This window comes from Pseudomonas sp. S2_A05 (assembly GCF_054668485.1).
Genome location: NZ_CP162775.1, coordinates 5,514,973 through 5,527,542 on the forward strand (window position 1 = coordinate 5,514,973; position 12,570 = coordinate 5,527,542).

General features: G+C 62.8%; 13 protein-coding genes. 6 read left to right on the top strand and 7 right to left on the bottom strand.

Features of this window, described 5'->3' with window-relative positions:
• The first annotated feature begins 5 nt into the window (after positions 1–5).
• On the top strand, positions 6–1,214 hold the full coding sequence (locus tag AB4O12_RS24915) for an MFS transporter (protein ID WP_460059886.1): 1,209 nt from the start codon (positions 6–8) through the stop codon (positions 1,212–1,214).
• Here AB4O12_RS24915 and cueR read toward each other — a convergent pair.
• The 3 genes from cueR to AB4O12_RS24930 all read right to left on the bottom strand — a co-directional run bounded on the left by cueR (position 1,168) and on the right by AB4O12_RS24930 (position 4,563).
• Positions 1,168–1,581, bottom strand: coding sequence for a Cu(I)-responsive transcriptional regulator (cueR, locus tag AB4O12_RS24920; RefSeq protein WP_016771827.1), 414 nt, complete (start codon positions 1,579–1,581; stop codon positions 1,168–1,170). The two genes, AB4O12_RS24915 and cueR, sit on opposite strands and share 47 nt — an antisense overlap.
• Positions 1,578–3,971, bottom strand: coding sequence for a copper resistance metal-translocating P1-type ATPase CueA (cueA, locus tag AB4O12_RS24925; RefSeq protein ID WP_460059887.1), 2,394 nt, complete (start codon positions 3,969–3,971; stop codon positions 1,578–1,580). Before cueA ends, cueR begins: the two co-directional genes overlap by 4 nt.
• A gap of 208 nt (positions 3,972–4,179) precedes the next feature.
• Positions 4,180–4,563, bottom strand: a complete 384-nt coding sequence (locus AB4O12_RS24930; RefSeq protein WP_024011458.1) for a hypothetical protein — start codon at positions 4,561–4,563, stop codon at positions 4,180–4,182.
• 148 nt (positions 4,564–4,711) lie between these two features.
• Here AB4O12_RS24930 and AB4O12_RS24935 point away from each other — a divergent pair, with 148 nt between their 5' ends.
• Together AB4O12_RS24935 and AB4O12_RS24940 are read left to right on the top strand one after the other, a co-directional pair.
• The gene (locus AB4O12_RS24935; protein WP_460059888.1) at positions 4,712–4,909 is read left to right on the top strand and encodes a cation transporter; all 198 of its coding nucleotides are present in this window, start codon (positions 4,712–4,714) and stop codon (positions 4,907–4,909) included.
• Positions 4,910–4,996: 87 nt separating this feature from the next.
• Positions 4,997–6,193 carry a multidrug effflux MFS transporter gene (locus tag AB4O12_RS24940; RefSeq protein WP_016771824.1) on the top strand — a complete coding sequence of 399 codons (1,197 nt, stop codon included), beginning with the start codon at positions 4,997–4,999 and terminating at the stop codon, positions 6,191–6,193.
• Positions 6,194–6,210: 17 nt separating this feature from the next.
• On the opposite strand, the gene AB4O12_RS24945 is transcribed toward AB4O12_RS24940, so the two are convergent.
• The 3 genes from AB4O12_RS24945 to AB4O12_RS24955 all read right to left on the bottom strand — a co-directional run bounded on the left by AB4O12_RS24945 (position 6,211) and on the right by AB4O12_RS24955 (position 7,876).
• The gene (locus AB4O12_RS24945) at positions 6,211–6,384 is read right to left on the bottom strand and encodes a hypothetical protein (RefSeq protein ID WP_024011461.1); all 174 of its coding nucleotides are present in this window, start codon (positions 6,382–6,384) and stop codon (positions 6,211–6,213) included.
• A gap of 152 nt (positions 6,385–6,536) precedes the next feature.
• Positions 6,537–7,550, bottom strand: coding sequence for a zinc-binding alcohol dehydrogenase family protein (locus AB4O12_RS24950; protein WP_460059889.1), 1,014 nt, complete (start codon positions 7,548–7,550; stop codon positions 6,537–6,539).
• A 32-nt stretch (positions 7,551–7,582) separates the two neighbouring features.
• Positions 7,583–7,876: a putative quinol monooxygenase gene (locus tag AB4O12_RS24955; protein WP_460059890.1), complete on the bottom strand. Its 294-nt coding sequence runs from the start codon at positions 7,874–7,876 to the stop codon at positions 7,583–7,585.
• A gap of 119 nt (positions 7,877–7,995) precedes the next feature.
• Between AB4O12_RS24955 and AB4O12_RS24960 the strand changes: the two genes are divergently transcribed.
• The 3 genes from AB4O12_RS24960 to AB4O12_RS24970 all read left to right on the top strand — a co-directional run bounded on the left by AB4O12_RS24960 (position 7,996) and on the right by AB4O12_RS24970 (position 11,472).
• Positions 7,996–8,925: a LysR family transcriptional regulator gene (locus AB4O12_RS24960; protein ID WP_460059891.1), complete on the top strand. Its 930-nt coding sequence runs from the start codon at positions 7,996–7,998 to the stop codon at positions 8,923–8,925.
• A 317-nt stretch (positions 8,926–9,242) separates the two neighbouring features.
• On the top strand, positions 9,243–9,977 hold the full coding sequence (locus tag AB4O12_RS24965; RefSeq protein WP_041479646.1) for an ArsR/SmtB family transcription factor: 735 nt from the start codon (positions 9,243–9,245) through the stop codon (positions 9,975–9,977).
• 127 nt (positions 9,978–10,104) lie between these two features.
• Positions 10,105–11,472, top strand: a complete 1,368-nt coding sequence (locus AB4O12_RS24970) for an MFS transporter (protein WP_056787772.1) — start codon at positions 10,105–10,107, stop codon at positions 11,470–11,472.
• Between the two features lie 121 nt (positions 11,473–11,593).
• On the opposite strand, the gene AB4O12_RS24975 is transcribed toward AB4O12_RS24970, so the two are convergent.
• Positions 11,594–12,547 (bottom strand): adenosine deaminase, encoded by a 954-nt coding sequence (locus tag AB4O12_RS24975; RefSeq protein ID WP_024011466.1) that lies wholly within the window; start codon positions 12,545–12,547, stop codon positions 11,594–11,596.
• Positions 12,548–12,570: the final 23 nt, after the last annotated feature.

The following is a 12,570-nucleotide window of genomic DNA, read 5'->3' on the forward strand; positions in this document are numbered from 1 at the left end:
TGAATGTGACCACCCCACGCAACACCCACCTGATCGTAACCGCCCGGCTGATCTCCGATTTCGGCGCCTTCCTCAACATGGTCGCGCTGGCCACCTACGTTTACCTGTTAAGCAACAGCGCCATGAGCGTCGGGATTTTCCTCGCCAGCCGCGTCGGTGGCGGAATTTTTGCCAGCCTGATCGGCACACGCTTCTACCGACGCTGGCAGGGCCGCGCGCCGCTGATTGCGTTCGATCTGTTGCGTGCGGCGCTGCTGGGGCTGCTGTTGATCACTCCGGCGAGTCAGCAGGCGTGGCTGTTGCCGTTGATTGCCTTCGGCCTCGGCTTGGGCAATTCGATGTTCGCCATCGGCCTCAACAGCCAGTTGCCGCGTTTGATCGCGCCGGCGCAGTTGCTCAAGGCCAACGCCTGGATCACTTCAGCCTCTTCAGCCGCCATGGTCGGCGGCAGTCTGGTGTCGGGGTTGCTGGTGGCTGCTTTTGGTTTTGAAACGGTCTTCGCCCTCAACGCGCTGACCTATTTGCTCGCGGCGCTGCTGATCGTGCCGCTGCGTTTCGAAAAAACGCACGTCAGCGAACAGCCGGAACGCGGTGAATGGTTTGCGCTGCGGCAAGGCCTGCGTTCGGCGCCAGTGGTCGCGGCCATGCTCGCGGTGACCATGGCCGACACCTTGGGCAGTGCCGCGCATAACGTCGGCTTCCCGATCATTTCGAAACTGCTCACGCCGGAGGCGGCGAGTACGACCTTGGGCCTGGCGCTTGCGGTATGGGCCAGCGGCAAACTGCTCGGCGCACGCATCGCCAGTCACCTCAAGGGCTCGGAGAACAGCCACCTCGAAAGAAGATTTTTCTTCGGCGTGGCGCTGATGTCATGCGGTTTCATTCTGATGGTCCAGCAGCACGGCCTCTACGGTCTGCTGCTGTTCGCCTTGCCGGCCGGGCTTGGCGACGGGGTTTCCGAAGTCAGCCTGATGTCACGGCTGCAACGGGAACCTGCGGCGTTGCGCCTGCCGTTTTTCAGCGTGCTGACCTTGCTGCAGATGACCGGTTTCGGTATCGGCATGCTGGTCGCTGCGCCGTTCTATGCGTGGTGGACGCCGGGGGCCGTGGTCATGCTGTTCCACGGCATTCCCCTGGGTACGTTGTGCGTGGTGACGCTTTTGCGGATCAGGCGCGGGCGGGTTGCGCGCAGCAGCCCGACGCCAGTTCCTTGAGGATCGGGCAGTCCGGGCGATGGTCGCCGCTGCAATGCTCGACCAGGTCCTGCAGGGTGTCACGCAACTCGCCGAGCTCGCGGATCTTCTGGTTCAGCTCGTCGATGTGCTGGCGCGCCAGTGCTTTCACATCAGCGCTGGCGCGCTGGCGATCCTGCCAGAGGGTCAGCAGCTTGCCGACCTCTTCCAGGGAAAAGCCCAGATCCCGCGAGCGCTTGATGAACGCCAGCGTGTGCAGGTCATCGCTGCCGTACACGCGGTAACCGCTGTCGGTGCGATTGGCCGCTTTGAGCAGGCCGATCGATTCGTAATAGCGGATCATTTTTGCACTCAGGCCACTTTGTCGGGCCGCTTGGCCGATGTTCATCGGTGTTCCTCCAGGTCCTTGGGTTTCCAGGTTTTCAACAGTAGCGCATTGCTCACCACGCTGACGCTCGACAGCGCCATCGCCGCACCGGCCAGCACCGGATTGAGGAAGCCGAACACCGCCAGCGGAATGCCGATCAGGTTGTAGACAAAGGCCCAGAACAGGTTCTGGCGAATCTTCGCATAGGTCTTGCGACTGATCTCCAGCGCTGCCGGCACCAGTCGCGGATCGCCGCGCATCAAGGTGATGCCGGCCGCGTGCATGGCGACGTCGGTGCCGCCGCCCATGGCGATGCCGATGTCTGCGGCGGCGAGGGCCGGGGCATCGTTGATACCATCGCCGACCATGGCAACCACGCCGGTTTTCTTCAGCTCGGCCACCGTCGCGGCTTTGTCGGCAGGCAGCACTTCGGCGTGAACATTGCGGATGCCCAAGGCCTCGGCCACCACCCGTGCGCTGCCGCGATTGTCGCCGGTCAGCAGGTGGCTCTGGATACCCCGCGCGGCGAGTTGTTGCACCGCTTGCAGTGCGCCGGGTTTCAGCGTGTCACCGAAGGCGAACAGACCCAGTACCTTCGGCTCAGGACTTTGTTCGATCAGCCACGACAGTGTCCGACCTTCGCGTTCCCACGCTTCGGCGGATGTGCTCAATTCACCGGCATTCAAGGCGCTTTCGTCGAGCATCCGCCGGTTGCCCAGCGCCAGGCGCCGGCCATCCAGCGTGCCAGCGATGCCGCGCCCGGTCAGCGACTGGCTGTCGCTGACGTCGGGCACGTTCAAGCCGCGTTCGGCGGCTGCATCCAGCACGGCTTTGGCCAACGGATGCTCGCTGCCGCGCTGCAAGGCACCGGCCAGTGTCAGCAGATTGTTTTCGTCACCATCGACCGCGCTGAAGTGCGCGATACGCGGCGTACCCGAGGTCAGCGTGCCGGTCTTGTCGAACACCACACTGCTGACTTCATGGGCGCGCTCCAGCGCTTCGGCGTCCTTGATCAGAATGCCGTGGCGTGCGGCGACGCCGGTGCCGGCCATGATCGCCGTCGGGGTGGCGAGGCCGAGGGCGCACGGGCAGGCAATCACCAGCACGGCGACGGCATTGATCAGCGCAGTTTCCAGCGGTGCGCCGTACAGCCACCAGCCGATCAGCGTGGCCAGGGCGATCAGCAATACGGTCGGCACGAAGATCTGGCTGACCTTGTCCACCAGTTTCTGGATCGGCGCTTTCGCCGCTTGCGCGTCCTCGACCAAACGAATGATCCGCGCCAGCACGGTTTCCGCGCCGAGCGCCTGGGTGCGCACCAGCAAACGACCTTCGCCATTGATCGCGCCGCCGGTGACCTTGTCGCCCGGCTGTTTCGGCACTGGCAGGCTTTCGCCACTGATCAGCGCTTCGTCGGCGTGGCTCTGGCCTTCAACGACTTCGCCATCCACCGGGAAGCGTTCGCCGGGTTTGACCAGCACCAGATCGTCGAGGCGCAGGGCGCTGATCGCAACGTCCTGCTCACGCCCGTCGATGACTTGAATCGCCCGCTCCGGCCGCAACGCTTCAAGAGCGCGGATGGCGCTGGCGGTCTGGCGTTTGGCGCGGCTTTCGAGATATTTGCCGAGCAACACCAAAGCGATGACCACCGCCGAGGCCTCGAAATACAGATGCGGCATGCGTCCCGCCGCGCTGGCCCATTCATAGACACTCAGGCCATAACCGGCGCTGGTGCCGAGGGCGACGAGCAGGTCCATGTTGCCGGCCCCGGCGCGCACGGCTTTCCACGCCGCAACATAAAAGCGTGCGCCGAAGATGAATTGCACGGGGGTGGCGAGGGCGAATTGCGCCCAGGCCGGGAGCATCCAGTGAATGCCGAACGGCTGCAGCAACATCGGCAGCACCAGCGGCAGAGCGAGGGCGATCGCACAGATCAATGCCCAGCGCTCGCGATGCAGGCGTTTTTGCTGGTCATCGGACTGTGGCCGTTCAGCTTGCCAGACTCTGGCCGAGTAACCGGCCTTGCTCACCGCGTCGAGCAGGGTTTGCGTATCGACCTGGCCGAGCAATTCGATGTGCGCACGTTCGTTGGCCAGATTGACGCTGACGCTGCTCACGCCTGGGACTTTGCTCAGGGCGCGTTCGACGCGACCGACGCAGGACGCGCATGTCATGCCGTCGATGCTCAATTCGACGGTTTGCCGGGGCACGCTGTAACCGGCGCGCTCCACGGCTTGCATCAGCGCCGGCAGGCTGTCGCCGGGCGCCTGTACCCGCGCCTGTTCGGTGGCGAGGTTGACACTGACGGCACTGGCGCCGCTGACCTTGCGCAGCGCTCGCTCGACACGCCCGGCGCAACTGGCACAGGTCATGCCGGCAATCGGCAGATCGAAAGTGGTGGATTCGGACATCGGTCGCGCTCCCTGTAGTGGATGTCTACAGGATCAACCTTGCCATGCGGGCAAGGTCAAGCACCATTCCGCAAGATGTTGATCGTTCCCACGCTCCGCGTGGGAATGCCTCCTGTGACGCTCCGCGTCACGCTTCGGGACGCAGAGCGTCCATGGCTGCATTCCCACGCAGAGCGTGGGAACGATCGGCAACGGGTCGGCGCTTGGCTCAGTAACCGAGGCCAGCCGGCTTCAGGTACACGCCTTCGGCATTCATTGCCAGGCGGAACTTCAGCACATCCCCGGCGTGCAGCACGACTTCCTGCGAGCCCGGTGCGAGCATCCCGGGGTTGCAACCCGGTGCCTGGCCCGGCAGCAGTTTCAAGCGCAGCGAAACCTTGCCCGGCGGCAGGTTGAACGACGTGCTCTGCTCCTGGAACAGGCGCGCCGAGAGCTGGTCCTGGATGTACACGCCGATCTCGCACGAGGTCGCCACTTCGAGGCGCTCGCGGGAAATGATCAGTACCGCGTAATCCTCGCCGGCGGCTTGCACCTGCGGGACGGCGGCGAAAAGGCTGAGCAAGCCAAACAGGCCCAAAGCTGACCAGCGCATGGCTGAATCTCCTGAATTCCAGTCATTGATGCATGCAGCTTGGCCGAGCGCGGCGCCGAATGCCAGCCCGGCAGTTTTTCGCAGAACTTGACCTTGCCATCGTGGCAAGCTTGAGACTGCCGGCAACCTCACTCAAAGGAGTCTTCCCATGCAAGTGTTCAACGTTCAAGGCATGTCCTGCGGTCATTGCGTCAAAGCCATCACCACTGCGGTGCAGGCGCTGGATCCGGCAGCCAGCGTGCGCGTCGATCTGGCGGCCAGGGAAGTCGGCGTCGAGAGCGCGCTGAGTGCCGATCAGGTCATCGCAGCGATTCGCGAAAAGGGTTATGAGGTGAAGCTCGTCTGAAATTGATCGTTAGCGAGCTATCGGAATGTTCAAGGCGTCCGGGCGCGGCTAGACTGTCGGGCTGCGACTTGCCCACCTGGATGCCTGATGAACTTCCGCACGATTTTGATACTCGGCGCCTTGAGCGCTTTCGGTCCCTTGGCGATCGACTTCTATTTACCTGCCTTCCCGGCCATGGCGCTGGCGTTCGGCACCGATGAGCAGCATGTCCAGCTGACGCTGGCGGCGTATTTCCTTGGTCTGTCCCTGGGCCAACTGGCTTATGGGCCGATTTCCGATCGTTTTGGCCGGCGGCTTCCGCTGCTCAGCGGCGTTGCTCTGTTCACCCTGGCGTCATTGGCCTGCGCCTATGCGCCGAGCCTGGAATGGCTGATCGGCGCGCGTTTCGTCCAGGCATTGGGCGGTTGCGCGGGGATGGTGATTTCCCGCGCGGTGGTTGCCGACAAGTGCGACGCGGTCGGCTCGGCGAAGGTGTTTTCCCAATTGATGCTGGTGATGGGCCTGGCGCCGATTCTGGCGCCGATGCTCGGTGGTCTGCTGGTCAACACCACGGGTTGGCAGTCGATCTTTCTGGTCCTGACCGGGTTCAGTGCGGCGGCGGGTCTGGCGGTGGCGTTGGGGCTGCCGGAAAGCATGCCGGCCCACGTGCCGCGCCAGCCGTTGTCCGGTGCGTTGCGCCAGTACGCGCGACTGGTCAAGGACTCGGTCTACCTCGGCCACGCCCTGACCGGCGGCATCGCGATCGCCGGCATGTTCGCCTACATCGCTGGCTCACCGTTTGTGTTCATCAAGCTCTACGGTGTACCCGCCGAGCATTTTGGCTGGCTGTTCGGCACCAACGCGGCGGGCTTCATTCTGGTGGCGCAGGTCAATGCGCGTCTGCTGGCCAAGCGTGGCCCGGCGTTCTTGCTGGTGCGCGCGGTGTGGGTGTATTTCCTCGCCGGGCTGACGCTGCTGGCGGTCGGCGCGATGCGTCCAGAGGCGTTGTGGCCGTTGCTGATTCCGCTGTTCATCTGCATTGCCAGCCTCGGCTGCATCATTCCCAACGCCTCAGCTTGCGCAATGAACGGTCAGGGCGCCCGTGCCGGCAGTGCATCGGCAATGCTCGGTTGCCTGCAATTCAGCATCGCCGCCGGTGCCGCCGCGTTGGTGGGGGTGTTGCACGATGGCAGCGCCGTGCCGATGGCGATGGTCATCAGCCTGTGCGGTTTGCTGGTGGTGAGCGTCGCGCTGCTCACCCGGCGTTTGCAGAATGCCCGGGCGTTGGCGCAAGCCCAGGTCTGAACGCTCGACTTTGGAGCTCAGCCGGCGGCGCGCTGCTGGCTGGGTTCGGGGATTCGGTGGGGCGCGCAGAGTCGCGCTTCGAGGGTGCGAGTGAAGGCCAGAGCCTCGGCTTCACTGCGAAAGGTTACGACGTGCTGGTCCAGGCGCACCTGCCATTTGGACTTTGCCACTTCTTTTATCAGGATCTTCATTGCTGACCTCCCTTGCGTAAAAGATGTATCGCAGAGGCTTCGATTGTAGACCTCGATACCCGCGTAATTGTGACAAGGGTCAAGCAACCGACTGACGGCAAAAAGCCCCGCAACCGCTCTGGCATCACGAGCGGTTGCGGGGCTTTATTTTTTTAGAAACCTTCTAAAACAATTTTCCCCTTGGCCTTGCCGCTTTCCAGCAGCTCATGGGCGCGGCGCAGGTTGGCTGCATTGATCACGCCGAAGTGCTCGCCCAAAGTTGTCTTCAAAGTGCCGGCGTCGATCAGTTCGGCGACGCGGTTGAGCAGCTTGTGCTGTTCGATCATGTCCGGCGTTTCGAACAGCGAGCGGGTGTACATGAACTCCCAGTGCAGCGACAGGCTCTTGCGCTTGAGCAGACTGATGTCGAGTGACTTCGGATCGTCGATCAGCGCCAGCTTGCCTTGCGGCGCGAGGGCTTCGACCAGTTGCGCCAGATGCTGATCGGTCTGGGTCAGGCTGGCGACGTGGGTCACGCTGGCGATGCCGGCGCGCTTCAATTCTTCGCTCAGTGGCTGGCTGTGATCGATGACCAGATCGGCACCGAGTTCACTGACCCAGTCACTGGTCTGTGGGCGCGAAGCGGTGCCGATCACTTTCAGGCCGGTCAACTGCTTGGCCAATTGGGTAAGGATCGAGCCCACGCCGCCCGCCGCACCAACGATCAGCAGGCTCTGGCCTTCATCGCTGCTGCCCTCGCTGATTTGCAGGCGCTCGAAGAGCAATTCCCACGCAGTGATGGCGGTCAGCGGTAGCGCGGCGGCTTCGGCAAAACCGAGGGACTTGGGCATGTGACCGACGATGCGCTCATCGACCACGTGCAACTCGCTGTTGCCACCGGCCCGGGCGATCGAACCGGCGTAGAACACCTTGTCGCCCGCCTTGAACAGGGTGACTTCGCTGCCGACCGCCTTGACCACACCGGCAACGTCCCAGCCCAGCACTTTCGCCGCGCCGTTTTCCGGCGCCATGTTCTGCCGCACTTTGGTGTCGACCGGGTTGACCGAAATGGCTTTGACCTCCACCAAGAGGTCGCGCGGGCCGGCGACCGGCTCTGGCAGTTCAATGTCCTGCAGGGACTTGGCGTCGCTGATCGGCAGGGAAGCGTAATAGGCAATGGCTTTCATAAATGGCTCCGTACAGTTGATAGAAGAAGGATTCAGACAATCTTGCCGAGGCGTTTGAGCTGGAAGTGTTCGATGGTGTGGCCGGCGCTGGCCTGAAACTTCTGAAAATGCGCGCTGGCGTTGTGCGCCTCAAGAATCTCGTCACTGGCCCACTGTTCGATGACATAAAAAACCTGCGGATCGGCAAGGTCGCGGTGCAGGTCGTACTGACCACAACCGGGCTCGGCGCGGCTCGGTTCGACGAGGGCACGCAGGGCCTGTTCGAGAACGTCCTGCTGGCCGGATTTAGCGGTCAGGGTGGCGATAGCGGTAAAGGGCTGGGACATGCGTGGACTCCAGAATCGGGGTGAATTCGATGGAGGTCATCATTGGCTATTTCTCTGCGCGATAAAACCGGCTAAAAGAGCAGTCTCTTTCAATATTTTTTTGATAATCGAGGCTGCGCATGCTGCGTTTTGATGACTTGCAGTTGTTTGTTCGCGCGGCGGATCTGGGCAGCCTGTCGGCGGCGGCACGGGTGATGGACATGTCCGCGGCGGTGGCCAGCGCGGCGTTGAAGCGCATCGAGCAGCAACTCGGTGCGCGGCTGCTGGCGCGTTCGACCCGCAGCCTGCGCCTCACCGCCGAGGGCGAAGGCTTCCTTGAGTATGCCCGCGCCGCCCTGAGCAATCTCGACGAGGGGCGTCGCCTGCTCGCCAGCGGTCAGGACCAGGTCAGCGGGATTTTGCAGCTTTCGGCGCCCTCGGACTTCGGTCGCAATCTGCTGCTGCCGTGGCTCGACGCGTTCCAGCGTGAACACCCGAAACTGACGGTGCGCCTGCTGCTTGGCGACCGCATCGCCGACCTGTTCCGGCAACCGGTGGACATCGCCCTGCGCTACGGCGAGCCGGAAGATTCCAGCCTGATCGCCTTGCCCATCGCGCCACACAATCGCCGGGTGTTGTGCGCATCCCCCGATTACCTGGCCCGGCAGGGCGAGCCGCGCCATCTCGAGCAATTGGCCCAGCACAATTGCCTGCTCTACATGCTCGGCAGCCGCGTTCACGACCACTGGAGTTTTCACGATGGCAAGCGCGAAGTCGGCCTGACCGTCAGCGGCGACCGCTTCAGCGATGACGCCGACGTAGTACGGTTATGGGCGCTGGCCGGTGCCGGCATTGCCTACAAATCCTGGCTCGACGTCGGCGCCGATGTGCTCGCCGGACGCCTCAAAGTGCTGATGCCGGAACTGCTGTGTGAGCGCGCACCGCTGAATCTGTTGTGCGCCCATCGCGCACAATTGAGTAAGCCGGTGAACCTGCTGAGGGCGATGCTCGCCAGCCGATGCGCCGAATTGAGTAGCCAATTTCCCGGTTTCCTCAAAGTTGATCATTAGTCGCAGGCAATTAGAGAAATTTCTGTCAGGAACAATCGCCACCTGCCCAGGCCCAGGCGCAGGACGTCTGGCTTAACCCGCTTATACTAGCGCCCGCCTCATGCCTGCACTGACACCCGGCGCGCAGACCCCGTAACGCGTTGCCGGCTTTTGGTGACGGTTGCTACTTCTGCTGCCAGGTTGTGTGCCGGAGCAGCTGGTGTCGGTGGCATCCCTTGCCACCGATCCCGGGCGATTTTCGCGTGTTGGCCGATGCCCCATAACCGGCCAGGATGTCTCCGAGCGGTAGACGATACGATTCAACAGGGAGTGAACATATGGAACATGCACCGTGCATCAGCCAGATCGCGACATTGCTGGCCGACCCCAAGCGCAGCGCGATGATGTGGGCGTTGATGGATGGCTCGGCCCGGCAAGCCGAAGAGCTGGCGCTGCTGGCCGGGCTATCGCCGTCGTCGGCCAGTGCGCATCTGGGACGCCTGTCCGCAGGGGGGCTGTTGAACATCGAAATGCGTGGGCGCAAACGCTTCTTTCGCCTGGCGGCACCGGAAATCGGCGCGGCAATCGAAGCACTGGCCAGCGCCACCATTGCCAGCGCGCCACGGCAAATCCCTGATGCGCTGAAACGCACGACTCCCATGGTCAGGCCGCAGGCGGCGCCGTCTTCGCTGTTGCGCGCGCGGTTCTGCGACGATCATCTGGGCGGCACCCTGGCGGCCGATCTGTATCAGCGCCTGCTCGACGCCGGCTGGATCGAACAGCTTGAGCAGCGGGTGGTGGTGACGCACAAGGGCTCCACCCGACTGGCGCAGCGCGGAGTGTTCATCCAGGCCCTGGCCCACCGCAACGTGCAGGTCGCCTGCGCCTGCCCGGACTGGAGCGAGCGCCGTCCGCACATGGGCGGCTCACTGGGCGCGGCGCTGTTGCAGTTGTTCATGCAGTCCGGCTGGCTGACCTTGCCCAACGATTCCCGCGCCTTGCAGTTGACCGCCACCGGCCAGCGCGAAATCCATCGCTTTGCCAAGGAAACCGAGCTGGAAACAGCGTTCTAGAGCGTTGCTCGGCGATGAGCTGAAGGCTGACGTCGTCCACGGCTGTGAACAGGTCGCATCCAGTACGACCTCTGTATGACCATCGCGCACACTCGATCCGGGGATTTTCCGGATGGGGGAGCACAACATGAATACACAACGCTTTAGTGCGGCTGAACGCCTGGAACGGCTGCCGCTCAGCGGCTATCACCGCGTCATTTTCATCATCATCGCCTTGGCGTTTTTCTTCGATTCCATGGATCTGGCGATGATGACTTTCCTGCTCGGCTCGATCAAAGCCGAGTTCGGCCTGAGCAGTGCGCAAGCGGGGTTGCTGGCCAGCTCGAGCTTTTTCGGCATGGTGCTCGGCGCGTCGCTGTCGGGAATGCTCGCCGACCGCTTCGGGCGCAAACCGGTGTTTCAATGGAGCATCGTGCTGTGGGGCGTGGCCAGTTACCTGTGTTCGACGGCGCAAACGGTGGAGACGCTGACGCTGTTTCGCATCCTGCTCGGAATTGGCATGGGCATGGAGTTTCCCATCGCACAGTCGATGCTCTCGGAGCTGATTCCAGCACAACGGCGCGGGCGCTACATCGCCCTGATGGACGGCTTCTGGCCGCTGGGGTTTGTCGCGGCGGGCGTACTCTCGTACTTCCTGCTGCCGCTGATTGGCTGGCGCGATATCTTCCTGGTACTGGCGGTGCCGGCGGTGTTCGTTCTGGCTATCCGCTTTTTCATCCCTGAGTCGCCGCGCTGGCTGGAACAGGCCGGGCGCGACGTCGACGCGGACAAGGTGTTGAACGGCATCGAAGCGCGAGTGCGTGCTTCGCTCTGCGGTGCAGCCTTGCCGGAACCGGTTCGTTTGCCACGCACGGTGACGCCACCGGGTAATTTCTTCTCGGCACTCAAGCAGATCTGGTCGCCGCAATATCGCCAGCGTACAACGATGATCTGGAGTCTGTGGTTCTTCGCATTGCTGGGTTTTTACGGGCTGACTTCCTGGCTCAGTGCATTGCTGCAGCAGTCGGGTTTCGCCGTGACGCAGTCGGTGTACTACACGGTGCTGATCTCGCTCGGCGGGATTCCCGGCTTCCTCATGGCGGCGTGGCTGGTCGAGCGTTGGGGGCGTAAACCGGTGTGCATCGTCACCCTGCTCGGCGGCGGGGTGATGGCGTTTCTGTATGGGCAGAGTGCGGTGTTCGGCGGCAACGTCGCGTTGCTGATCGGCACCGGATTGTTGATGCAGTTTTTCCTGTTCGGCATGTGGGCGGTGCTCTACACCTACACGCCAGAGCTGTATCCGACTTCAGCGCGGGCAACCGGCTCGGGATTCGCCTCGGCCATCGGCCGCGTCGGCTCTCTGCTCGGGCCATTGGTGACCGGGCTGGTGTTCCCGATTACCGGGCAGGGCGGGGTGTTCGCGCTGGGCGCGGCGTGCTTCGCGATTGCGGCGGGCGTGGTGTGGTTGTTCGGGATGGAGACGCGGGGCAAGACCCTGGAAGAGCTTACCGAGTGAACATCGATATGAATGTGGGAGCGAGCCTGCTCGCGAAAGCGGTGTGTCATTCAACGTAAATGTTGACTGACTCTCCCTCTTCGCGAGCAGGCTCGCTCCCACATTGGTTTTGCGGTGTTGCTTACGGTTTTACCAACCGCGCATCCAGGCTGTTCTGCGCCAGGCGCTTGGCCTGATCCTGGGTCATGCCCAGATGCTCGTGCAGCGCATGGAAGTTCTCGGTCACGTACCCACCGAAATACGCCGGGTCATCGGAGTTGACCGTGACCTTCACGCCGCGCTCGAGCATGTCGAGGATGTTGTGCTGCGACATGTGATCGAACACGCAGAGCTTGGTGTTCGACAGCGGGCATACGGTCAGAGGAATCTGCTCGTCGATGATCCGCTGCATCAGGCGCTCGTCTTCGATCGCGCGTACGCCATGGTCGATGCGCTGGATTTTCAGCAGGTCGATGGCTTCCCAGATGTACTCCGGCGGGCCTTCTTCACCGGCATGGGCGACGGTGAGGAAACCTTCGTCGCGGGCGCGATCGAAGACGCGTTTGAATTTGCTCGGCGGGTGGCCCATCTCGGAACTGTCGAGCCCGACCGCGACAAACGCATCACGGAACGGCAGCGCCTGATCCAGGGTTTTCTGCGCTTCGTCTTCGCTGAGGTGGCGCAGGAAGCTGAGGATCAAACCGCTGCTGATGCCCAGTTGCGTCTCGCCATCCTTGAGGGCGGCGGCGATGCCGTTGAGCACCACTTCGAACGGGATGCCCCGGTCGGTGTGGGTCTGCGGGTCGAAGAACGGTTCGGTATGAATCACGTTCTGTGCTTTGCAGCGCAGCAGGTAGGCCCAGGTCAGGTCATAGAAGTCCTGCGAGGTGCGCAGCACGTCGGCGCCCTGGTAATACAGATCGAGAAATTCCTGCAGATTGTTGAAGGCGTAGGCCTTGCGCAGGGTTTCGACGTCGCTCCACGGCAGGGCGATCTTGTTGCGCTCGGCCAGGGCGAACAGCAGTTCAGGCTCCAGCGAACCTTCCAGATGCAGGTGCAGTTCGGCTTTGGGCAGGGCGTTGAGCCAGTCGTACATAGTCTTTTCTCATCAGGTGCAAT